Source organism: Enterococcus sp. DIV1368b (genome assembly GCF_050529595.1).
Taxonomy (GTDB): Bacteria; Bacillota; Bacilli; order Lactobacillales; family Enterococcaceae; genus Enterococcus_B; species Enterococcus_B mundtii.
The window spans coordinates 1,670,885-1,694,547 of the sequence record NZ_CP172883.1; the positions used below are offsets into that span (position 1 = coordinate 1,670,885).

The 23,663-nt window shown below is 37.3% G+C and carries 19 protein-coding genes and 1 pseudogene; all 20 read right to left on the reverse strand.

All coding sequences use genetic code 11. The annotated features are described in order from the left end of the window. Window positions 1-162: 162 nt before the first annotated feature. The 20 genes and pseudogenes from IGJ19_RS07770 to IGJ19_RS07865 all read right to left on the reverse strand — a co-directional run bounded on the left by IGJ19_RS07770 (window position 163) and on the right by IGJ19_RS07865 (window position 23,560). Window positions 163-900, reverse strand: coding sequence for a metallophosphoesterase family protein (locus IGJ19_RS07770; RefSeq protein ID WP_071867663.1), 738 nt, complete (start codon window positions 898-900; stop codon window positions 163-165). Between the two features lie 191 nt (window positions 901-1,091). Further along, window positions 1,092-2,030: a rhodanese-related sulfurtransferase gene (locus tag IGJ19_RS07775; protein ID WP_071867662.1), complete on the reverse strand. Its 939-nt coding sequence runs from the start codon at window positions 2,028-2,030 to the stop codon at window positions 1,092-1,094. Between the two features lie 194 nt (window positions 2,031-2,224). Beyond that, complete coding sequence (locus IGJ19_RS07780; protein WP_019724568.1) at window positions 2,225-2,596, reverse strand: VOC family protein; 372 nt, start codon at window positions 2,594-2,596, stop codon at window positions 2,225-2,227. 182 nt (window positions 2,597-2,778) lie between these two features. After that, entirely contained in the window at window positions 2,779-3,168 is a 390-nt protein-coding gene (locus IGJ19_RS07785) for a hypothetical protein (RefSeq protein ID WP_071867661.1), read from the reverse strand. A gap of 107 nt (window positions 3,169-3,275) precedes the next feature. Then, window positions 3,276-3,674 carry a hypothetical protein gene (locus IGJ19_RS07790; protein ID WP_233433774.1) on the reverse strand — a complete coding sequence of 133 codons (399 nt, stop codon included), beginning with the start codon at window positions 3,672-3,674 and terminating at the stop codon, window positions 3,276-3,278. Between the two features lie 15 nt (window positions 3,675-3,689). Continuing rightward, window positions 3,690-5,090, reverse strand: a complete 1,401-nt coding sequence (locus tag IGJ19_RS07795) for a transposase (RefSeq protein WP_430603596.1) — start codon at window positions 5,088-5,090, stop codon at window positions 3,690-3,692. Further along, window positions 5,087-5,434 carry a DUF3958 family protein gene (locus tag IGJ19_RS07800; RefSeq protein WP_086334752.1) on the reverse strand — a complete coding sequence of 116 codons (348 nt, stop codon included), beginning with the start codon at window positions 5,432-5,434 and terminating at the stop codon, window positions 5,087-5,089. Before IGJ19_RS07800 ends, IGJ19_RS07795 begins: the two co-directional genes overlap by 4 nt. Further along, on the reverse strand, window positions 5,434-5,715 hold the full coding sequence (locus IGJ19_RS07805; RefSeq protein ID WP_074799267.1) for a TIGR04197 family type VII secretion effector: 282 nt from the start codon (window positions 5,713-5,715) through the stop codon (window positions 5,434-5,436). Before IGJ19_RS07805 ends, IGJ19_RS07800 begins: the two co-directional genes overlap by 1 nt. A 214-nt stretch (window positions 5,716-5,929) precedes the next feature. Beyond that, window positions 5,930-7,321, reverse strand: coding sequence for an L-cystine transporter (locus IGJ19_RS07810; RefSeq protein ID WP_019724480.1), 1,392 nt, complete (start codon window positions 7,319-7,321; stop codon window positions 5,930-5,932). Between the two features lie 209 nt (window positions 7,322-7,530). After that, window positions 7,531-7,935: a DUF1149 family protein gene (locus IGJ19_RS07815; RefSeq protein WP_019724590.1), complete on the reverse strand. Its 405-nt coding sequence runs from the start codon at window positions 7,933-7,935 to the stop codon at window positions 7,531-7,533. Between the two features lie 52 nt (window positions 7,936-7,987). After that, complete coding sequence (locus IGJ19_RS07820) at window positions 7,988-8,608, reverse strand: HAD-IA family hydrolase (RefSeq protein WP_430604563.1); 621 nt, start codon at window positions 8,606-8,608, stop codon at window positions 7,988-7,990. A 54-nt stretch (window positions 8,609-8,662) separates the two neighbouring features. Next, a complete protein-coding gene (locus tag IGJ19_RS07825) occupies window positions 8,663-9,085 on the reverse strand; it encodes a hypothetical protein (protein WP_260653646.1) in 423 nt (140 codons plus the stop codon). Between the two features lie 66 nt (window positions 9,086-9,151). Next, window positions 9,152-9,823, reverse strand: a complete 672-nt coding sequence (locus IGJ19_RS07830) for a hypothetical protein (protein WP_071866306.1) — start codon at window positions 9,821-9,823, stop codon at window positions 9,152-9,154. A 209-nt stretch (window positions 9,824-10,032) separates the two neighbouring features. Continuing rightward, entirely contained in the window at window positions 10,033-17,511 is a 7,479-nt protein-coding gene (locus IGJ19_RS07835) for a QWxxN domain (protein ID WP_430603601.1), read from the reverse strand. 473 nt (window positions 17,512-17,984) lie between these two features. Beyond that, window positions 17,985-18,359 (reverse strand): P-II family nitrogen regulator, encoded by a 375-nt coding sequence (locus IGJ19_RS07840; protein WP_019723997.1) that lies wholly within the window; start codon window positions 18,357-18,359, stop codon window positions 17,985-17,987. Then, entirely contained in the window at window positions 18,356-19,129 is a 774-nt protein-coding gene (locus IGJ19_RS07845) for a DUF1538 domain-containing protein (protein ID WP_074799273.1), read from the reverse strand. Before IGJ19_RS07845 ends, IGJ19_RS07840 begins: the two co-directional genes overlap by 4 nt. After that, complete coding sequence (locus IGJ19_RS07850) at window positions 19,126-19,809, reverse strand: DUF1538 domain-containing protein (protein WP_142433393.1); 684 nt, start codon at window positions 19,807-19,809, stop codon at window positions 19,126-19,128. Before IGJ19_RS07850 ends, IGJ19_RS07845 begins: the two co-directional genes overlap by 4 nt. Window positions 19,810-20,166: 357 nt before the next feature. Continuing rightward, window positions 20,167-20,973 (reverse strand): annotated as a pseudogene (locus IGJ19_RS07855) (carbohydrate ABC transporter permease); the annotation flags it as partial. A gap of 68 nt (window positions 20,974-21,041) precedes the next feature. After that, window positions 21,042-21,911, reverse strand: a complete 870-nt coding sequence (locus IGJ19_RS07860) for a carbohydrate ABC transporter permease (protein WP_071866301.1) — start codon at window positions 21,909-21,911, stop codon at window positions 21,042-21,044. Between the two features lie 359 nt (window positions 21,912-22,270). Further along, window positions 22,271-23,560 (reverse strand): ABC transporter substrate-binding protein, encoded by a 1,290-nt coding sequence (locus IGJ19_RS07865; RefSeq protein WP_074799275.1) that lies wholly within the window; start codon window positions 23,558-23,560, stop codon window positions 22,271-22,273. Window positions 23,561-23,663 lie beyond the last annotated feature (103 nt).

Genomic DNA, 23,663 nt, shown 5'->3' on the forward strand with positions numbered 1-23,663 from the left:
AAAATAAAATTCATTTTTGTTTTTAATTTTAAAACGAATTATCGGTGTTCCAAAATCTGACCTTCAGGACTAAGCGAAAAAGCCCAAAAATTTGAAAAACAAATTTCGGGTTTCTCGGCTTATAAATCACAACTGGACACTTTTATCAAAAACTTTTTTTGATCAATCACGTGGTTGCCATGGTCCTTGATTGTTTTGATACTCGATATCTTGGATGATTCCAATTGGATCAAAAACGACACCATGCATTGATCCGCCAAAGACAGCCCCACCGTCGATCCCGATTTTCTGATCTTGTATCCATAAATCAGTTGTCTGCATATCTCCATGGAGTAGTGGCGTGATCGTATGACCAAATACGATCGTCTTACCCGTCCGATTCTTATGCTCATGAAAAGGCTCTCTGATCCATAAAAAATCTCTAGGGCTAGTATCACGCCAATCTTTTTTAGTTAGATCAACACCCGCATGGACAAAAAGATAGTTTTCCCATTCATAATATAAAGGCAAATTACATAAAAAATCGACCAATTCACGATATCTTGAACGAATCATCATGGCAATCTCAGTTGGTGAATATTCTTCTGCTGCACCTGGATGCAAAAGACTTTCCATTGTTTCTCTTCCACCGTTTCGTAAATAAGACGGATACCAGTCTTCTGGTTCTTGGAGAAACTGTAAGAAGTACTCTTCATGATTGCCTCGCAAGTAGATCGCACCAGTTTCTTTCACTAACTTCATTCCTAGTAATAAGCAATCTTTTGTTTTTGGTCCACGATCATTCAAATCACCAATCAAGACTAATTGATGAAGATGTAGATCATAATGTGTTAATAGCTTTTGAAAAAGATCATAACTTCCATGGACATCCCCGATTGCATAGACAAATGGTTTATTCATGATACCACCACCTTTTCATTTGATTATATCGTAATTCCACTATCATAGGTAGCAACAATTTCCGAATAGTTAAAGGAAAAATCTCCTGATTTCAGATTAAAATGAGAGCCACGAAAATTTGAAGAACAACTTTCATGACTCTCATTTTATTTTATAAACACTAGCTACGTCTGCTTTTATTGTTAGAAAAATTATACAAATGCTGCTAAATGTGCATCGATTTCTTCTGTTGTTAGATTTCTTTCTTTGACATAGCGATTATGCGGATGTTTGGCACATGCTACTGAACATGATCCTAAATGTTTTTCTTCGTTTTCCACTGATGCTAACATTTGACGATTACACTCTGGATTTGCACAGTTGATATAACGTTCGCAAGGAGTACCATCAAACCAGTCTTTCCCTACGATCTGCTTATCTACATGATTGATGTCGACAGCGATACGCTCATCAAAAACATACATTTTGCCATCCCATAGTTCCCCTTGGACTTCTGGATCTTTGCCATATGTCGCAATACCACCATGCAATTGACCGACGTCTTTAAATCCTTCTCTCACTAACCACCCTGAGAATTTCTCACAGCGGATGCCACCTGTACAGTAAGTAACGACCCGTTTTTCCATAAACTCTTCTTTATGGTCACGAATCCATTGTGGTAGTTCTCTAAAGCTACGGATATCAGGGCGAACCGCTCCTCTAAAATGCCCAAGATCATATTCATAGTCATTTCGTGCATCGATCACAACCGTATCTTCATCAAGAATCGCTTCTTTAAACTCTTTAGGCGATAAATAAGCGCCCGTCATTTCTTTTGGATCAATGTCATCTTCTAGTTTTAGTGAAACTAGTTCAGGACGCGCACGAACAAACATTTTTTTGAATGCATGACCCTCGCTAGGATCAATTTTGAAAAATGTGTCAGCAAAACGTTCATCTGCCAACATCGCTTCCATGTATGCCTCAGTTTCTGCGATCGTTCCAGAAACCGTGCCGTTGATTCCTTCTTCTGCGACAAGGATACGACCTTTCAAATTCAAAGATTTACAAAAAGCAAGATGCTCCTTCGCAAAAAGTTCAGGATCAGTGATCGTTGTATATTTATAATATAATAGTACTTGGTAATCCATTTAGTTACTTCCTTCCTACAATTCATTCCATAATAGTATAAAGAAGTCTAACTGAAATGACGATTTTTCTGCTTGTGCATTTTTGCGCAAGTATAGTTTACATAATATAAATATTGTAATTTTATGTATTCATAGACACAAAAAAACCGACTAAAATTTCAGTCGGAGTTCTTGCTTCATTCTTACTAAGTAAGTTATTTTCCTGTCACAGCAAAGTAATTCCCATCAGGATCTGCAAAGTTGAATACATATTCTTCACCTAAATGGACTAAATCACCTAATGTCACTTCTAATTGTTGCATCTTTTTGTATAAACCAAAAATGTCCGCACTATAAAACATCAAAGAAGGTGCCCCACTAGCTGTGCCTGGTGAATGCTGTTCGATAAATTCACGATCATATAAAACAAACGCAGTACCCGCATCTTTTGATTGGGCAATCTCAATAATCAATGTACCATCCATTTCTTGACGATCCAACACAACAAAACCGATCTGCTGCCAGAAATCTGCATTTTTTTCAACATCATCTACGTATAACATGATTTTCATTTCATTTGTAAACATCTATTCATTCCTCCACTTTTTTCGTCCTAGCTAGTTTAGCATAGCTGGTACTGAAAATCTATGTTGGAGAGGTACGGATGAGAAAAGTGATTTATGTCCTTCATTTTATAAGTAAACTTATCTTTTACTAGTCAAGTCTATGCTATATGATAGTAATCAGTCAAAAATGTTTTAATATAGCATTATTCGAAAGCTGCATGAATAATAGTCTTCACTTGGATAAGATCTTTTCGAGTATATTTGTAACTTAACTTTTTTTGTTTACTAAAGGACTCACTTGCAGAAATTTTATTGATATAGTACACATCCCCTTTTTCGTTTGCAACTTCTGATAAAACTGTTCTGCCGATTGAAACATCATTAATATATTGAAATTTTTCACCACTATCATCTTGTCCACCAAAAAGAAAAATTTTACAATCATATACTTCATTTATTTGCATAAAATCAAAATTTTTAAAACTAGTAACAGCAGAATCATCAAAACATAAATCAATTGTAGCTGTATCTAAATTTTCCAACTCTAAATTCCGTGTAGCTACTGATGCTTCTATGGAAAGTAGTTTATACATGCGCATGCTCCTAGTTTAAATAGTTACGTGGATTGCTCTTGTTGGTAAATCGGTTGATTCGTTACTTCTCGATTCTCTAACTTTCGTCAGAAACCAAAACATTTATTTCAACTTGATTTTTCTTGCCAAAAGAATCGATTTTCTTCCATGTTTAATTTTTCCACCTGAATCTCTTTACAAACGATATTCATTGTCATCATCGATAGATCAAGAGAACATTCTACAAAGTTCTCATTCCCTTCATATTTTTTCAAGGAAATATCTTGTCCTTCATATCCAAGTTGCCCCCCTCGCATTTCTTTTACATTATCGATTGTTCGCCAATTTGAATCGGTCTCATAACTGACTTTATAACAAGATAAAAAACAGATTTTCCAACAACTTTCTTCATTATTTTCTATAAAAATGTATACCTCATCACCATAATACTGAGTTTGAATATCCAATATTGACATATCCCAGTATTCAGTATTATCAATTTTATTTTGTAATAATTCAATATTCATCATTTACCTCCAAAATTAATTATCAGACCAAGGAATATGCGCATCAGAACTTTTTTTGTCTACAATATTTCCTTTCATATCCAATGAATTTTTATTTTCATCAAAAATATGCATATGTTTATATTTGGTAATTTTATCTGGTGGGTCAATCCGAATTCTAAAATTACCTTGTACGTCTTTGATATGAACTCGACCATTGTGTTCAAATATTTGCCAACCTTTCGGTATACTATTCTTTAATTCATTTAATGACATCTGACTAATCTCTTTAGGACTTAGGTTATCCAGCCTAGCATCTACTACCTCTCCAATTTTACCATTTTCCACCTGCTTCACACCAGTAGTCGTCAATACTTTGTAAGACGCATAAGTAAAGCCTAAGACCATCAAGGCTTGACCCAGTTCAGATTCATTGATCCATGTGTAGCCGTCTTTGACGTATTGTGAGGTAGAGACGAGACTGCCTAAGAGTGGGTCTAGTTTTTCACCAGTTTCGTAATTGACGCCTTGACGCCATGCTGCATTGACTTTCTCTTGGTAGGTATCGTACGTCATGAATTGGATCAGTTCAGGTTCTAAGTAGTGACCTACTTTCGTGACATATTGATACAGCTCGGGGTTCACGATGCCATAGCCTGATTGCTTGTCTCCGATTTTCCAAAAGACACGTGGGTTTCCCTCGCTATCGTGAATAATGAGGGCATAGACGTTGTACTTTTCTAGTTCTTTGTTTTTAGTTGGATCGATGCCTTTTTTCTCGTTTTCTGCTTGTTGCCATTTGTCTTGGATCGTAGTTGTCCAGGACAAATCTTTCGGCATAGAGAATGTCTTCGTTTGACTATTCCAAGCAGTTTTCGTTTGAGCAAGGCCTTGATTGACTGCTTGTTCGAGACTTTTGATTTCTGTAAAAAATTGCGCGGAGCTTTGGTTGTAAGCTAAGAGTTTTTGGAGTTTTTCTTCCAGCTTGTGTTTCAAGTCATGATACATCGTGAGTAACAACGTATTCTGATTGAGTTGAAAGCTTTGATGTTCTTCTGGCATATAAGGTGAAAGAAGCAGTTGCCGTATCCCTTCAGCTTGGGTGATATATTGATTCATTTGACGAATTTGCGCTTCTAATTCGGATTGTTTCAAGCTGATAGAATCAACTTGATTTATGTATTCCTGTGGAAATCGTTTCGCTGCTTTTTCGACCGCTTCGGAGAGTAAAATTCCTCCTTGGACGAGTGGGTAAAGTATTTGAGAAAAATAGGCTTTCGCAGCGTCGTAGGTTTTCCCTTGGAGATTGGGCGTTTGTAAAGTGAATTGAGTGATGGCTTGTTGGAGATTTTGGTAATCAGTGACTTGTTTTTGGCAGAAGTGACTGGCGCTCGTGGCTTGGGCTAAGGAATCGGACAGATACATATCGATACTCATGTGTTTTGATCCTCCAACAAAATTTTTCTTTTCTCAAAGCTAATCTCATCAAGCTTTTGCGTGATTTTTTGTTGTTGGATCATTTCGTAATGTTGGCATTCATCAAAGCCATTCATCAATCGCCTACTTTGATGTGAAAACTCCGAGGTGAATGTTTCGATGGACGTAAAGGTATTCGATTTCTGGTAAGACAATTGTAATCGAAATAAGAAGTTTCCGATTTCTTTAAAGTGATTCTGGTAATCTGAACGGCAGGCATCAAGTTGTTTCATTTTCTTTTCCTGTTCTTCTCTTTTTGCTTGCAGCAACGTTTCCTCGGTATCAAGATTTGTCCATTGATTCATTAGCGTCTCTCCTTAAAAAGATCTCGACTTAACTGAGTGTCTAGTGTAGAAAATCCTTGAGCAGCAGTTTGCAATTGATTGGCAGCGCCTGAGATGGCTGAGGCAATTTGATTGGCTGAGTTTTTGGCGGACGTTATGCTACTTTGAATGTCTTGATTGCCAATTAGCGTGGTGCGTGTGTCATTTTGAAGCGATGATGCTTGGTTTAAAGGGGTGGTTGCACTGGTGATTCTTGAAGTGGACTGTTGGGCTTGTTGAGAACTACTGCTGAATGTGACCATTGATCTCCTCCTCGATTTATATAGGCTGTATAGAATGCTTACATATTCATTATAACAATACATAACCTTCCGTTGGATGAGAATTGTATTAGATAGGTCTTGTTACCTTATTGTTTTATACATTTTTATATTGAAAATTCCACACTTTCACTTTTCGGAATATATTTACAGAGTAAAAAAGCGAGAGCATTTGGCTCTCACTTTTCTTTTTTTATTAAGCATTCACGTCAACGACTTTTGCTTCATCTTTGATCACATCTCGATCAAGATCATTGATACGTGCACTTGTAACAATACCTGCTACCATACTACCACTTACGTTGACAGCTGTACGAGCCATGTCGATCAATGGTTCGACGGAGATAACTAAACCAACGATTGCTACTGGTAAGTTCATTGAACCTAATACGATCAATGAGGCAAAGGTTGCCCCACCACCGACACCAGCTACTCCGAATGAGCTGATTGTTACGATGGCTACTAGTAGCAAGATGAATTGAATGCTAAAGACATCCATTCCAGCTGCTGGTGCAACGATTGTCGCTAGCATGGCTGGGTAAACACCCGCACAGCCATTTTGACCGATCGATAAACCAAAGCTAGCAGCAAAGTTTGCTGTGGCTTCATCCACACCAAGTGCTTTTGTTTGTGTTTCAATATTCAATGGCAAAGCACCCGCACTTGAACGTGAAGTAAATGCAAAACTTAGTACTGGAAATGTTTTTTTCAAGTAGTCGATCGGGCTGACTTTCACACCGATCAAAATCAAGAAATGAACGATCATCACTGCAAACAATGCAAGATAAGACGCTAACACAAATTTACCTAAGTTCAAAATGGCATCAAAATCACTTGTTGCCATCACGTTCGTCATCAATGCGAACACGCCATAAGGTGTCAAACGCAAGACTAACGTCACGATACGCATCACGATACGATACAAGCTATCGATCATATCAGCAAAGAATGATGCTTCTTTTGGTGCTTTTCGTTTGATTCCTAAGTAAGCAACCCCAACAAATGCCGCAAAGATCACGACAGCAATCGTACTTGTTGCACGAGTTCCGGCAAGGTCTGCAAAAATATTTTTAGGAATAAATGACAAGATTTGTTGTGGGATACTTAGTCCTTCCACTGTTTCTTGTCGTGTCGCTAACTCAGAAATACGAGCAGTTTCGGCTGCTCCTTGCGTAAATTCAGCACCTTGAAGACCAAATGCGATCGTCACACCGATCCCAATCAATGCGGAAATAGCCGTTGTTGCTAATAAAGTGGTCAGCACCGTTGCACTGATTTTACCTAATTTTTCTGATACTTTCATTTTTGTAAAAGCCGCAACGATTGAAACAAAGACTAAAGGCATGATCAACATTTGTAAGAAACTAACGTAGCCGTTCCCAACGATACTGATCCAATCCATGGATTGCGTAATAACCTCGTTTTCTACTCCAAAAATCAGTTGCAACGCGCCCCCGAATACGATACCGGCAGCTAGCGCAGTGTAAACCCGCGTTGAAAATTTTGCATGGCGCTTTTGCATACGATAAAACACATATAATAATGCCGCAAAAACTAGAACCACTAAAACTGTGATGAGTGTTGTCATTTTCATCCTCCTCTTAATTTGTAATGACAAGTCCATCTAAGGAAGTAAAGGTTCCCGAGAAGAACTCTTCAGCTCTTCTCCTGAAAATATTTTTTTCAGTGACTTATTCATTCTAGACTATTTTCCGAAATTTTTCCTTACTTTTGCTTACAATTAGTAATAGAAAAAAACACCAGTGATAGCTAATAACTATCACTAGTGTTTTTTTCTTAATTTTCTTCTTTGGCTTTTTCTTCTTTTTCTGATTGGAAGTTCAATTTCACACCTGGTGCATCCAAGGCGATCTCTGTTACTTCATAGGCCAGACGTTTGACCATCTCAAAAAGTGGTGCCACTAATTCATCGACCTCTTCTTGCGTCACATCGTTTTGATCTTGGACTTTACGATTCAAGATGTGGTTGATTTGACTAACGCTTCCAGATAACACATATGTATCAAATACTAAACGAAATTCTAAACGGGCACCAACGATGCTATGTTCTTTCGGATAGTTTTCAATTGTCTCTTTTAGTGGTGAAAAACCTACTTTTAAGTCGGTTTGTACCTCTTGATCAGGCTTTAAAAAATCATAATGAAAAGCTTCTACTACTTCTTTTTGTCTTCTAATTTCCATTTTATCACTCCTCTGTTTAAATTATAGCATAACTAAAGTTGAAAGGGGATACTTATTCTGCATTCTTTTCGATTGCTAAAATATCCGCTAGATTCGCCACAATATGATCGGCAGGAATCTCACCTAAGAAATGATCAATATCATATAGGCAAGTGTGGATCTTTGCATTGATCCCTGCTTCAATATCTAATCTTCGATCCCCTACCATCATCGTTTTTTCTGGGTCTAAGTGATACTGATCGATCAAGTGATTGATGGCATCAGGTGCTGGTTTTCTGGCAAAGCCTTGGTCGATACCAATCACTTCTTCGATCAAATCTGCTAGCTCAAAGACTTTTAAAAGTTTCCAAGTAGAAGCCGTTACACGATGTGTTAAAATATAATGTTTTGCTCCATTCTGTTTTAAACGACGTAAAACCATTTCAGTCTCTTTGAACGGTACTGAGAGTTCTTGATATTGTTCTTCATATTGATGAAACAATTGATTGAAGGAGGCTTCTTCTAATTGATAACTCTCTCGTAGTTTTCTCACCGATTCTTGCTTCATCACACGATAGATTTCCTTTTTTGGTCGTTCGATACCAAAATCTTGTAATGCTTGAGATACTCCTTCAACCATCGCCGGATACGTATCGAACAATGTCCCATCAAAATCCCAAATGTAATTTTTAATCATTCTTTTACTCCTTTTTACTCATTTCACTAGACATTTGACTAGTATTTTCTCTTATACCTTTCTTGTAAATTGCGTGCCGCACTTTTTACAAGTCACTCGAATCTCACCCTTGCCTTTCGGCGCTCTTTGCTTGAGTTGACAAGTTGGACATGAAAAAATCGTGTAGATAGCGCTAGCTTGTTGTTCAGGTTGACGTTTCAGTTTATTTTTTATTTTTGTAAACCAGCTTTTGATCGCCACTGTTTTTTGTAAATACGCTTGATTTTCGTTTGAACGAACATAGATTTTCTTTGAACTAAATCGAGCGATGGTCAAAGCGATAAAAAAGAAGAAGAGTAGATAGCCTAAACTGAAAGGCAACCAATATCTAACGACAAAGAAAAATAATCCTAAAACTAACAATAAACGATTCAATGGATCAAGACGCGCATATCTCCCTTTCATGACTTGTTGATATTTTTGTTGAGCTTTCATTATACGTTGTATCCAAATAGGTCCCATTTTTTTCTCCATTTCTCTTTTATTCAAAAAGAAAAAGCCTTAGTTGGCCTTTTCCATCGTCATTTGTTGTAACACATGACGGTTCCGCATAAAATCGATCACGATCAGTTTTTTTTCATCTTCACGTTTTACCACTCGAAAGGTATCTTGTAAAGGTAATGTCAACTTCTTAGATTGGATTTCCTTCAAGCGAACAAAACGACGGATCAACGAGAGCAATTGTGGAAACTGGATCGATGTGTGTAATAATTCTGGATATTTTTTTAATAACTGCGTTGTTTTAAACAAATTTCTTTTTCGGCTGATTTGTTTTAAAAAACTTTTTAATATCTTTTGCTGCCGCTGAAAGATTGAAAGAGAGCCTTCTTCATCGATCTGGTAACGCATCTGACGTTGTAGATCTTTCACCGATAGATGTACTTCAGTGGTACCTGACTCTACGTTGATTCCTTGAGGGAAAAGTTCTGAGATTGCTTTGTCCCACTCATTTAATGATACTTCAAGATAGTCATTCAATGGCAGTTGAAGTTCTTGAACAAAAAATTGCTTGGCAGCTTGAATGCCACCTTGTTCGTAAATTTCACCAATCGTCAACCCTTCTAAATGAAACTCCGGCGAAAAATGCAAGACTGTTTTTTGTTCATCGATTTGCGTATAGATGAATGTCGACCGTTTGAGAATCGTATCTTTTAAAACAACTAAAAAATTCATTCTTCTCCCCCTTTTTTCTATTACAAAATAGCATATTTTCAACTGTTTGTGTGCAAATATGCAGGAGATTTCATAAAATCTTATTCTTTGAATTTTATGCGCATATAAAAAACTTTTTTATGGCTATATTAGTTTTTTTATTCATGTATTTGATGTTATGGGCGATTCATCAACCGTAACCTAGTCTGAATCTAAAGGTGACAATCAACTTATAGATTCAATTCGGCGCGCTTTCTGATTTCTTGCTTGTGCATAAGCCTTGTATTCGTATCATTACTATTTGTTTTACCTATATTTTTAATGGTTGAAAAACTTCTATTTCCCGAAGGGGCCTGTGTATGCTGTGAGACGTTGATTTCTGTCGTTATTTCCGCGTTTTCTAAGGTAGTTTCTAATTGATGCTCGGTTACTAAATTCTCCACATTAACTACTTCAATCACAGCAAGAGCAAACAATAGGTCGCCGTTTCCTAGTTGGTCAGCTAGACTTCTTTTTACGGGTGCTCGCTCAAAAAAGTTCCGTCCTAATCCAATATCACGAATACAAGTCATCAGCATCTCAGCATCGGTTATTTGAAGGTTTGCTTTTAACATCTTGTCAGTCAGTACAGCATTGAAGACAGCTTGTTTTGTGACAGTCGGCAAATTTAACATCTCACTTACATTCTCCACAAAAGAATCAAACCCTTCGCCATGAATTAGCTTCAGAAAATTTACTTCGTATCTCTTTCGAAGATCTTCTCCACTACTCCTGAAACCTATCGGACTACTTGGACAACTTATCAAATCGTCCGATGACGCGACAATATGGGTCACTTCGTGCATAAGAGTATCCTTGGAACTTGGCTGTGCTTGAATTCCTGGTCTAGTAGCTGGATTTACATGAAAACCATCAAGCATTAAAATAATTCGACATTCAGGGTCAAACCGCATAACAAACGCATGTGCACCCATGTGTCCTTTAATTTGTGAGTAGTAATTTTTTGTCACCTCATCACGCAATAAATCAGTAGAAACAAGCCAAATATTTTTAAAATTAAAATCCTCCGTTTGTTGAAGAAGCTGCGTACTTTTTTTTGCAACTGATAACAAGCGCTTCATAATTTCTTTTAAAATTTGTTCTTGATTTTCCGCATCACTTAGTCTAAACATTTCGATTAAGTAAGCTCCCGCAGTCGTAGGTGCAAGAGCCTCTTCTTTTGATAGTTCCTTCTCCTTATCTATAAATTTCTGGAAATTTTCGTGCGCATTTTTAAACTCTACAGTAAATTGTTTTAGAAATGGTTTGAGTGATTCTGGCGCCTTAGTGATGTCGATACCAGAAAATACACGATAATTCGGATTTGAACCTTCGGGGAAAAACCCTTTAATTCCTAAAGTAATTTGCTCTCTTAATTTTGCTTCATCACTGATTACATAAGGCGGGAATTCTGGGACAAACTCCGATAAAACTGGTACTATCACTTTTGGATCCTCCACTATATCTGTACCTTCAGGAACTTGTATTGCTTGGCGAAGTTTATTCCACTCCTTCGCATAAGGTAGTGTATCTGGAAGTTGGAAATATGGTGGATACCGATTATCAACGAATACTTGTGATGAAGATGACGCTAGATGATCAAAAAGTGAATCGGCGCCTTTTGAAGTGCTAGGAATTTGGTCATCTGAGACATCGTCTTTCCCACCTGCGGGTTGTGCATAAGATTGAAATTTGAGGGCACGTTTTTCTAGTTCCGTTTCAAATCGGAACTGATCATTTGCTAAATCTAAGCGTAAGACTGTCATCGGTTCAAGAATATCGTTTTTAACTAAATGATAGCGCTGTTTCTCTTTATGGAATAAAACTAATGGTACATAACGTTCATTAATCTTGATATAGGTTCTACCTGTCTCTGAACTCATCAAGCCCAAATCATCTGGTGGTGAAAGCGTACTTGGCTCTTTCAATGATTGAAATTTATCGATATTTTTACTTACTTTTTGTAATACTTCTTCGGAGAGCGTTCGCGAAGTGGCTGGTTCGAAATACCATTCAATGCCGTTGTAGTTCACCGGAAAAACCCGTTCTCCTTCACAGATATCATAACGCACGCCTTGCTCCTTGATGACCGTTACTCTTATAGGCGTAATTTTATTTTTCATTACAATGTAGCGGCTACTTTGCTCTCCTTCTTTTTTTCCTGTTAAAATCATTCCGTCACCATAAAACTTGACGTTTAGATTCTTTTCCTCGACAAACTGTTGATCGATATTCACTTTACTGGATAGACGATTGATCAAATCAAGTTGGTCAGAGGTAAAGGAGGCTTGTCCTTCAAACACTCTTAATTGTCCTCCTCGCAACGTATAGAATTCTCCAAAAACATCTCTAGTTTTCAAATTGGTTACTCGCATGTATAGTTGGGCTTTCACCCGTTTGACGAAAACCTTGGGACCATTTTTTTTCAGCTGAGCGGAAATAAGCTCTTTCGATAATGGTTCTGACGGTTTTTTTATTTTATTTAGCTTTACCAGTAGTGGTTTGATATCTTTTCGAATAAATGCGCGTGTTTTCATATTGATCAGCTTCTGGAGGACTAACTGACTACTCCCTTTTACCAGCTCAACTCCCGGATCAATATAACGGATCGCACCTATTACTAGAGACTCTATCTCGGCGATATTGGGAAGGGCCCGCACACTATTTTTAACAATTCCTTCTGCACCACCCACTATTGCTGCTTTTGCCACGGATAAACCGAATTTCAGATTAAGGGAAGTGACCTGTCCCAAAACAGGTAGTAAAAGCACCACGTCGATTGTGCAAGAAATAGCTGCTCCTTTCGTATCTCGATTATTGATCCCAACAATGCAATCATAAAATGGAATAAAATGCTTGACACCATCCCAGGCAGCACTAGCAACTGTTTTATCATTTCCTGAATCATATAATTGGCGATACAACTGGTCCCGATGTTTCTGAGCAATCCTGTCAATAACTGTTCTCAAATCCCCTTTAGAAGTGAGTGCATTCATTCGATCAACTTGACTAGAAAAAGTGTAGTCCTTGTTGCCGATTCGAATCTTTTCCCCGACTTTCGAATATCCTCCTCCCCAGACATTTTTTTTATCAAATAAGCCATATTTAAGATAGAGCATAGGATCCTTATCTACACGATAGATGGCATACCCTCCCTCTTTATCTAGGTTTTTCAAGGCATACACCCGTTCTTCTTTTTCGCTGACAGCTACCAAAATATTCGTCTTTTCTAAATTAAGAGTTGTATCCAGCCAAGTTTCTCGATTCCCAAAAAATACTGGAGGAATTGATCCTGGTGCGGAAGGCGCATAATAGCGCACTTCATTTTTCAATTGAGTAAATGCTTCATAAATATGTGTCTTTGGAGAAATAATAAAATTGAAATCTTCTATATTGAGTGAATGAAATGCATACTCCATCAACTTCTTATTTAATGCACGGTGCTTGTCTGCTACTTCTTTCGTTAATTCGGTGTACCATTTTTCTATATCTCTTGGGATCCATGGCCCGGGGCATGGGTTTCCACCATCAAGATACACTTGATCTCCAAATAAACTCACTCTTATCCCGAGTCGTTCACACTCTGCTAACACTTCATTCACTAAGCCTTTTTTACGACGCCAGTTTATAAAAGCCTCTTCATACTCTTGATACAGATGCTCAACATCTTCTTGATTTTCCATATAATTGAAATAGCCTTTTTGGTAATAACTCATAAAACTACTTAATGCAAATTCTTTATGAATCCCTAACTCCATCGCCTTATTTAACCGCTCTGGCTCTAGTTGTGCTGTAGCTAGTAAGGCTGGCACAAAAAAATAATTCAATTCATTTAAATTATCTATACCTTGATGAGTGGCAATATCAAACAAAAACATTCCTAAAGTATTCGTTTCATTTTTATTGAAATTCGAATGATAGCCTGTATCTTCTAAAAATTTTGAACCAATCAATTGCATCAAAGATTCATAGTCAGAAATCAACAGCTCATCAGCTAACTGACTTGTTTCTAGGAAATAATTTGGGAGCATGTTTTTTGTCAATAGGATCCATAGTTTCGTTATAGTCTCTTGTTCTTCCTTCTTAGGTCGTTGCTTGATCAGACCAGCTTCAATTAGCTCGTGTACCTCAAATAACTTTCTAAGACGGCCGATAGTAAACGTTGCCGGATCAGGAGCGGAAATAATATTTTGGACGATGTAGGTTTCCACCGATTTTTCCAGAACTGTTTCAAATACCCACTTCATGACTGTTGATTCAGCGTCCTTATTTGAAATCTTCTCGTCTGACTTCCCTCCATAAAGATCCAACTCATTAAGGATTACTTTCGCAACTGCCTGAACTTTCTCTGGCATTAGCACCGTCCCAACACCTTCTTGCGTAAACCATTTTCCGACTGCAAGTAAAATATCTTCTTTCGTGGGTCGTTCAGATAGCAATCCTTTTTGTCGAAAAAAAAGTTCAATTTGGTTCTTGATATTCTCAGATTGCCATTTTGAAACTATCGCTTTACTCATAGTCTGAGATTGTTTTTGCTCTAAAGTATTTTCTTTAGGTTTCACTTCCAAAGATGGAGTATCCATTTCTATTGTATCTTTCATCCACTGGACAAATATTTGTTGGGCTTCTTCGTTAGAGATCACCCTCTCTTTTTCATCCCCTAGAATTACCCGAACTAATTCTTTCAATTTCCCCCAATCGATCGTATCAATCTCTAACCCTTCTACTAATGCCCATTTAGCGGCACTTTCCACCAAGATATTTTTATTACTTAGATCGTTAGCAAAACCTCTTTCTGATAAAAAATTGGTCATATTTTTGCATATAAGCTCATATTGTTCAATAGTAGAATTGGGTAAAGAAAAAGCCAATGGTTCACTAATCGTTGGTTTTGAGGAATCAATCTCATTCTCACGTAAAAAAGTGATGATTTTCTTATCTAATTCTTCCCTTTTATTTCCTTTGTTCCACTCATAGGCATAATTTCTTTTGTCTTTTTCAATTGTATACCCATAATACGCATTATTATTCCCCCATTGAAGATAGATGGCAACAGCTTTATCGATCGATAAATCTTTTTCCTCGAGTTTATACGTTTTTACAATGATTTTTGCTATTTTTTTTACTCGTTTAATTATTGTTTTATAGGTCTCTCCAGCAATAATCCAATGATCTACCGCTTTTGATACATCCGCCAGGGACGCTCCCTGAGTTGGGATTCCCTTTTCATCTAATATCTTTTTCAAATCATAAACTGCTTTTACTATGTTATCCCTTACTTCAAAAAGTGGTGGATAATAGACAAAGGGAATCAATGGATGTTCATGAGATATCAAGTCATAGCGCTCATTGATGAAATCATCATAGATTTGATTACTTTCACTTTTTTGTTCTTGATTACGGGCTAATAAAGAATCTTCCCATGGAGATAACTTATAATAAATCGTTTGCTGATCTATTTTCTTATACTCATTTTTCTCAAGTAAGGTATTGGCTTTCCACTGCATGAAAATTCCGAATAACTGATTGGCTGATAGGGAATCTCCTAATCTGCTTTGTCCCACTCCATAAGCTTTCAAAATAACATAAGCAAGATACTGTATTTTTCTTGATTTATATGACTTCTTTGAGCCCCAATCTTCTTGGCTATACTTTTCGATTGCCTTTACCAGTTCCAATCCACTGTCAGAAGAGGGAGTAATACCACTTTTTTCAAGGAGTTTCTTTAGTTGTTGATTCACCTTACTAGTTTTTTCCCTATGCTCAAAAAGATCATATTGGTAATAAAAAATCGGTAATAACTCTCCGTCGTTTACAAGAAGGTTACGATTATTCATGAGATCTGTCACAAGTTCATCAATTCGCTCTAAGTCTGTTTTCTTAGAGGAAATTGTGGCAGGTGTAGTCTCACTCACAGGCTTGTTTTTTTCTTCATTACTCAGAACATTTGAAGGTGTCCATATAATCTTTTTTATTATTTTAAATTGAACATTTTTAAATATATTATTATTTCGCCATTGAAGGAAAATAGCATTTGCTCGCTCATCAGTCAGTCCGTGTGTTGAGAGGCCACAAGTATCAAAAATGATATGTGCCATCTGTGTTCTTCTAGCAATCACTTTTTCAACTACTTCGCTATTTTCCAATTTTTGTAGATTTGTGAATACATAACGCATTGAGGTATCGTCTTCCAACCACCAGCCAGAACCCTCCTCTCGTAGATATTTTTTGACCACTGTATTGATTTTTTCCGTTTCATTCCGTTCTTGAAAAAGAGCGTAATTAAACCAAAATGGTAGTTGTTTTTCACCCAACTCGTACTCAGGCAAGTTAACTTGAATGTATCTTTTAGTAGCTAAAAAAACAATATTAGAGGTTTCCATTTGCAAAGTCTCATAGGATTTCAACGAAGATTCCAATCGATGATCAGACCGTGGATTCAATGGGCTAATATCAAACCATGGAGCTGCTTCAACTCCCTTTACTTTCAGAACATCCCATTTATCAATATAATCATCCAAAGTATCTGATAGTTTATTTGTTAAACTCCAAAGCTGTGAGAAGATCCCTTCCTCTCTAACCTGTGTGATCGAACTTTTTTTTGAAAAAAACAGTCCTTGAAAAGATTCCGGTAATAAATCAACGAGTGATGCAGATACTGACTCTGCATTCTTGGCTTGATCATCTGATAGAATTTGTTGCTCATCGTTCCTGTAAAATACTCGATTCATCATCCCCAGAAAAAGATCGAGCACTGAAATACCGTTTAAATCTTTCATTTGTTCCGTGAAGGTTGCATTTTCAGGAACGCTAAAAAAAATAGTGAATTGATCGGTCATATCTTTCCAAAAAGCTGCTATCAACGAATCCTCATTGATCGAAACTATCTTGCTGGTACTGCCTGAAGGAATGATGTCAGTTGATCTAAACTGATAGTTAACATTGGCTTCAAATACATTTTTTAATTTCTCAGCCGAATTTTTTGCTATAAAATAGGAGGAATCGGTTTCTTCTGTACGTTGCTCAAAGTGATTTTGGGAGAGAGTTAGGGTTTGCTGTTCATTTGATTGCTGTGCTCTCAGAACAGCTGCTTGGCGGATTTTGCTAAACTGGTTTTGAGTATGATTGAAAGACTTCTGGGAGCCAGGTTGCTTTTGATTAGAAAGTTCTCTATTCATCGTATAATTGGCGCGTTTTGAGAATAGCTGGGCAAGCTGCTGCATGTTGAGATTCCATTGATGTGCTTTAGCCGTTAGATAAATCATTGGATTAGTTGAGGATAGTTGCTCAATGAGGGGATTGACTGTTTCATGAAAGTCTGGATAGCTGAAACGTTTGAGGTCTACACTTGAACTTGATGAGGGGCTATCCATCGTGAATTTCTTTTCTTTTTGGCGAACCTTTAAATGAGTATCTTCTTTAAAAGCAGCTGACTGTTTCTTTCCCACTTGCTGACGTGTCAGTGGGACTTCCCCTACTATTTGAAAGTTACCTAAGATATTGCAAATATAAAGGTAACCTGTTAAACTTCTTAGACCTTTTGGCGTAAGCGTATTTCCCATTTGATTTGTACTATAATTCGGCCACATTTGATCATTTAACTGTTTAAAATCCTCGTGACGTGTATTGTACAATTTACCAATCTCTTCGGAATAACTGTCTTTAGTCACTATCTTCACTCCTTAAATTTATTTTTATTTTTTCTACATTACACAAAAAATAACACACACACTTTAGAGCCATTACTTAAACTGTTACAATTGTTTTAGTACCCGAGCGATTTCTCTTGATCAACTTAACTACTTTAGTAGCACATACATCCACCGATCCTATATTTAATCGGTCTCAAGGCTAATTATAAGTAAATACAAGAAGTCTACCTCACCTTTTTCCAATTAAAAATCGAAAAAAAGTTTATCTAATCAGAAGTTTCTTTATTTATAATTTTAAGTTATAACCTAAAAAATGCTCATCCAGCAACATAGACAAGCATTTTTGGTAAAAGAAAAAGCCGTAAAAAACTTAAAATAGCACAAGGTCTATTTTGTTTTTTTCGACTTATTGTCAAAACAAGATGATCAAATTTTGGTATATTTCAAGGTAAGTGCTATTCCGAATTTAGCCACTTGCATTTGGATGAGTTTCAATTATCTTCTAATAAATCTTTCATTTCAACAACTTCGCGATATTGATGGATTTTCGTAATACCAATTACTTTATCGATATCAATACTAAAACAAATACCATTACCCGGAACATCGATCTTGATGCCTTTTCCTATCGCATCCATCACTTCGTTTGTCAAACTATCTGGTACTAATGTCAGAACGATATCCTTTTCCGGTGAGATATCCAATCCTAAGAATTTTCCTGTGTCATGGACGCCAGAACCACGTCCATGTAAAATCGTCCCCCCTGATGCGCCAGCCTTCTTTGAGTAATCGATCACATCTTCCCCAATGCCACCATCCACGATCGTGACGATCATCTCGAGATTTAGTGCGACTAAATCATTCATTGTTGTTCCTCCATTTGTTGTAATTTTTCTTTGTTTTTCTGATCTTTTTTGTCTTTTTGTTTATAAATGAACCCTAAGACTAATGTTGATAGTATCGGTGTCAATGCGATCATTGCCACCACGCCAAATCCATCAATAATTGGATCTCGACCGTCGATCTGTGTGGCGATTGCCACACTCATAGACAAAATAAAGGTAGAACACATCGGTCCTGTGGCGACACCGCCGTTATCAAAAGCCATCGATAGAAAAATCTTGTCGACTTTTGCACCTAAGACAAAAGCTAAGCCATATCCAGGAACCAAGAAATAATAAAGAGAAAAACCAGCTAATAAGCGCCACATGGATAGACCGACTGCTAGACCGATCCCAATCGAGATCACTGCTAACATTACTTTTGCATGAATCCGACCTTCACTTAGTTCTTCGACTTGTTTGACCATCACATGGATAGCTGGCTCTGCAAAACCTACTAAAAATCCCATAACAAACCCTAAAGGAATCAGGATCTGATTATTCGCTAAAGAAGCAATTGCACTTCCCAGGTGTTGCCCTACTGGTACATAAGCAACATTTACACCATGTAAAAATAAAACTAATCCGATAGTTGTGATCAAAAAACCTTTCATGATATCAAAAAAACGTTTTCTCCTCAATTTGAATGAAAGAAAGTTCATTAGTACAAATAGGCCCACGATCGGTGCCACTGCAAGGATGACTTCATATCCAACTTGTCCAATACCTGCAAAAAAAGTGACCAAAAAATTCATTGGAAGATCACCCCCAGGATCATGACAGCCAAGATAGGACCAAGTGAGGCAATACCAACCATTCCAAAGCTATCGTTTTCATTTTTCCCTTGGCGGATCATACTTGTCATTCCACCAGCCAAGGCTAGAATAAACGGAACAGTCACTGGGCCAGTTGTGACTCCACCTGCATCAAAAGCAATCGGCATAAATTCACTACTTGTAAAGAAGGAAGCGATAAGTACCGCAAGATAACCGATCACCATCAATCGATAATACGACAGTTTAAATACGACTCGTAGTAGTGCAAAAGCTAAAAATACGCCGGTTCCCACACTGACTATACCGATCAATAAGACTCGACCAATCTCTCCATCCGAAATATCAAATACTTGTTGACCCAATACTTGCACCGACGGTTCGGCAATCGTGATCACGATCCCAATCAGAAAACCCAAACTAATGATGATTGGTAGACTTTTCTTTTTGATCATATATTTACCGACCAAATCACCAACTTCCATCATCGAATAATCAGCACCAAATAAAAAGAGACTCATACCAACCATCATCATGATTGCTCCTAAGATGAATCTTCCCATGGTTTCAACATCTAATGGTGCAAATACAAAGGTCAGGATAACGATCAATACCGTCATAGGCATGATTGCAATGATTACTTCTTTAAAATTTTTCCTCATGTATCCTCCTCCTTTACTTCTAGTTTACCTGATTAAAAGTAAGTTTACGAGGAAAAACCGTAAGCGATACCATTTTTATGTAAAAACTGTAAAAAAAACAGCAATAAACTAGCTAAAGCATCAAAAAAAATCAACAAACATTATTTTTTGTTTTTTTAAAAAAAGTCTCAACTACTTGCTATAAGCGATAAAAGCCAAAAATAGATAAACTATTTCTGACTTTTATCGCTTATTTTTAAGAAGTTTATTTTATAACGAAAGTTATCCATAAATCGAAAGTCTAAAGGGGTCCTTTTTTCTCATTTTTGATTATTCAGATGATAGTTTCTGAACATGAGATTTCAGGCTTATTTCTGTCTATTTGACAGAACCAATCATCCCTTGAACAAATTGTTTTTGTAAAACGAAAAACACAAGTGCAGTTGGTAAGGTCGCAATTACCAGTCCACTCATGATCATGCCATAGTCTGGTGTATAGGATGCCCCCATGGCTGATAATACTAATGGAACTGTTCGTTTATCTGGAGATTGTAACGCCACTAAAGGCCAGAGGTAATTGTTCCAACTACTCATAAACGTGATGATCGCCGCAGCGGCATACGTATTTTTAGCTGTTGGTAAATAGACACGAAAGAAAATACTTAATTCTTTAAGACCGTCTAAACGTGCCGCCTCTACAAGGTCCTTAGGAAAGGACTTCGCGTTTTGACGAAAAAAGAAAATCAAAAAGGCGGTACTTACTGAAGGTAAGATGACAACTAGAAAACTATTGATTCCTAATATCGTACCATTCAATTGAGAAAACATCCGATACAGCGGGATCATCAATGCCGCAAAAGGGACCATCATCGATAATAACAAAATATTAAAGACGACTTCTTTTCTTTTACTCTTATAGATCTCAAAACCATAACCTGCCATGGAGGAGATCAATAAAGCAAAAATCGTTGTAACGACAGCGATCATTGCAGAATTAAGTAAAGAGCGTGAAAAATTCAAGTCATTCGAAAAGAGATTTTGGAAATTGATCACTAAATTCTCACCAATCATCAGTTTACCTGAACTAATATCCACTGCGGTATTCGTCATCCCTAAAATCATCCAAACAAACGGGAAAATTGAAATAAAGGAAACGATGACTAAAGAGGTATATTTAAAAATGCTCAAGAGTAACTGTCCGATACTCACTTGCTTTTTCGTAATTGATTGGGGTTCACTACTTGTCATTTCTCTCATTTGCTCTCACTCCCTATTTTAGTTTGAATCACTGATAACAAGACGATAAATAGTACGATAACGAAAGAAACAGCTGCAGCATAACCAAAATTCGGGGTGAATTTATAACTCAAATTATAGATATATTGTGACAATGTCGTCGTTGCATTAGCTGGCCCACCACCAGTGATATTTTGTACCTCATCAAATAATTGCAAGGTACCGATCGTTGAAGTGATCGATGTAAACAAAATGATTGGTTTCAAGTTAGGTATCGTGATTTTAATGAACTGTTGCCACCTTGATGCGCCATCAATATCAGCAGCTTCATATATTTCTGGATCGATGTTTTGCATACCAGATAAAAAGAAAATCATATTATACCCTGTCCAACGCCATGTGATGGAAATAATGATCAAAACTTTTGCCCAGAATGGATGAGTCAACCAACCGATCGGGTTATCGATCAAGCCAATTCCAACTAAAAGGTTATTGACTAAACCTGATTGGGAAAATAAACTTTTCATGATCAAAGAATAGCTGACCATTGAGGTAATACATGGCAAGAAAATCGCTGTTCTGAACAATCCTTTGAACTTCAATTTTTTATCATTCAATAGATTTGAAATAAACAATGCCAAAAACAACATGACAGGAACCTGTACTAATAAGTATAAAAAGGTATTGAAAAATGCTTTACGAAAAGTCGAATCTCCTAACATTCGTTGATAATTTCCTAATCCGTTGAACGTCATATTTACAGGAGGTCCACTTTGAAAAGAGGTGATCAGTGCTAACACCATTGGTATAAAAACCAAAATCGAGATCATGATCACTGGCAAAACTAAAAACGCATGACCATTTCTGAATAGATCCTTTTGCTTCATATTATTCCCCACTTTCATTACACATATGTTGAAGAAATACATGCCTCACAGAAAGTCAGACAAAATAGATTGTTATTTTCTTCTAAGCTTTGAACCACTGCCCGTGATTGGTTCCATCAGACAGAGAATAGAAAACGAGCGGAACTTCTTATTTTTTCGAATACCATTGCTAAAGTTATACAGGATAGCTAACGGTGTGAATGTCCATGTCCCCCATACGCGTTTCAATTAATTGCTTATTCCATAAGCGATACCTTCAAACGAACGAACAATACACTCGTTGATCCGTTTGAAGAGATCGCCACTCATTTCTTTGTTGTTCCATTCATAATCGGTTTACTGTTGACGCTGGATATGACTTAATTGGCTAACTGCGCTTCGACTTGTTTTTGCGTATCTGCCAAAACTTTGTCCGCTGATTCACCATTGATGATTCGGCTCAAGGATTCCGCCACAACAGATTCAATGGCATAAGTTTCATGACCATAGTTCACTTCAGGGATTTCTGCTGTCCATTTTGAAAAGTCATCAAATACTTTTTGATTACTATAGAATTCAGATGGCTGTTGATAAGCTTCTTGATCATTCGCACTCAACATGGTCGATACTAAACCAATTTCTTCAGCTAATTTGCCCATCAATTCTTCATTTGTTGCGAATGTCTTTTCCAAGAAATCTTTCGCATTTTCTTCACCAGCTACGCCCTTGATCACATACCAGCCGGCACCACCCAAGTTGGAAGCTTGTGCTTTTTGCATGTTAGCAGGTAGAGCTGGAATCGGTGCGATCTTCCACTTGCCTGATTGATCTTCTGCCCCTTGGATGGTTGAAGAATACCAAGCGCCAGTTGGTGTAGAAGCAACAGCTCCTGATTGGACCGCCGTAACCCCAGCATTCCAGTCAGATGTTTGTTCGACTAGATCTTCTTTAAGTAAGGTAGCAAAGAGTTCTAATCCATATTTTAATGATTCATTATTTTCGATCGTCACTGTTTCTCCATCTTCCGAGGTATACCACTCTCCAGCTTGTTGCATGATCATGCGCACACGACCTAAATCGGAAGGATTGACTTCAGAGATTTTTTTCCCTGTTTTTTCTTTGACATCTCGTGCAACTTGTAAATAATCATCCCACGTCAAGTTCTTCATATCTTCTTCCGAATAACCAGCTTCTTCTAAGATATCCGTACGATAGAAATTAGCTGTCACACCTGAGTCAAAAGGTACGCCGTAAATTTTATCGTCAACTTTGTTTACTGCAAATTTGTAGGCGGCAAAGTTACTTTCATCCACAATATCCGTCAAATCAGCAAACGCATCTGGGTAAGAAGTAAGGTATCCTTGGATACGGTAATCTTCGATCAACACAACATTTGGTAACCCATCTGTATTTCCGCTGGCTAATGCCGTATTCAGTTTTTGTACGATATCATCTTGAGACATCGTCACTACTTCCACGTCAACATCCTCATTTTCGTAAAACTCTTTGGCTTCATTGACGGCTTTGATATTAAAGGCCTCATCCCATGCCCAGACCGTTACTTTATCTTCGTTTCCGGAAGCATCGCTGGAAGAATTGCCACAACCGGCAAAAAGTGTAACTGCTGCTGTTAGGACGAAAGCGCTAGCTAAGATTTTTTTTAGTTTCATTTTTTTACCCACCCTTTTTAGTGTTTGTTTTTCTTACATGCTTATCATAGCAGACTTGCAAGCGTTTTCTTCGTTAATGATCGTTCTCAAGAAAAATATCCTA

Bases quoted from the DNA above. Each gene is read 5' to 3' on its own strand.
- IGJ19_RS07770 (WP_071867663.1), bottom strand. From the start codon at position 900: ATGAATAAACCATTTGTCTATGCAATCGGGGATGTCCATGGAAGTTAT.
- IGJ19_RS07775 (WP_071867662.1), bottom strand. From the start codon at position 2,030: ATGGATTACCAAGTACTATTATATTATAAATATACAACGATCACTGAT.
- IGJ19_RS07780 (WP_019724568.1), bottom strand. From the start codon at position 2,596: ATGTTTACAAATGAAATGAAAATCATGTTATACGTAGATGATGTTGAA.
- IGJ19_RS07785 (WP_071867661.1), bottom strand. From the start codon at position 3,168: ATGTATAAACTACTTTCCATAGAAGCATCAGTAGCTACACGGAATTTA.
- IGJ19_RS07790 (WP_233433774.1), bottom strand. From the start codon at position 3,674: ATGAATATTGAATTATTACAAAATAAAATTGATAATACTGAATACTGG.
- IGJ19_RS07795 (WP_430603596.1), bottom strand. From the start codon at position 5,090: ATGAGTATCGATATGTATCTGTCCGATTCCTTAGCCCAAGCCACGAGC.
- IGJ19_RS07800 (WP_086334752.1), bottom strand. From the start codon at position 5,434: ATGAATCAATGGACAAATCTTGATACCGAGGAAACGTTGCTGCAAGCA.
- IGJ19_RS07805 (WP_074799267.1), bottom strand. From the start codon at position 5,715: ATGGTCACATTCAGCAGTAGTTCTCAACAAGCCCAACAGTCCACTTCA.
- IGJ19_RS07810 (WP_019724480.1), bottom strand. From the start codon at position 7,321: ATGACAACACTCATCACAGTTTTAGTGGTTCTAGTTTTTGCGGCATTA.
- IGJ19_RS07815 (WP_019724590.1), bottom strand. From the start codon at position 7,935: ATGGAAATTAGAAGACAAAAAGAAGTAGTAGAAGCTTTTCATTATGAT.
- IGJ19_RS07825 (WP_260653646.1), bottom strand. From the start codon at position 9,085: ATGAAAGCTCAACAAAAATATCAACAAGTCATGAAAGGGAGATATGCG.
- IGJ19_RS07830 (WP_071866306.1), bottom strand. From the start codon at position 9,823: ATGAATTTTTTAGTTGTTTTAAAAGATACGATTCTCAAACGGTCGACA.
- IGJ19_RS07840 (WP_019723997.1), bottom strand. From the start codon at position 18,359: ATGAATGATTTAGTCGCACTAAATCTCGAGATGATCGTCACGATCGTG.
- IGJ19_RS07845 (WP_074799273.1), bottom strand. From the start codon at position 19,129: ATGAATTTTTTGGTCACTTTTTTTGCAGGTATTGGACAAGTTGGATAT.
- IGJ19_RS07850 (WP_142433393.1), bottom strand. From the start codon at position 19,809: ATGAGGAAAAATTTTAAAGAAGTAATCATTGCAATCATGCCTATGACG.
- IGJ19_RS07860 (WP_071866301.1), bottom strand. From the start codon at position 21,911: ATGAAGCAAAAGGATCTATTCAGAAATGGTCATGCGTTTTTAGTTTTG.
- IGJ19_RS07865 (WP_074799275.1), bottom strand. From the start codon at position 23,560: ATGAAACTAAAAAAAATCTTAGCTAGCGCTTTCGTCCTAACAGCAGCA.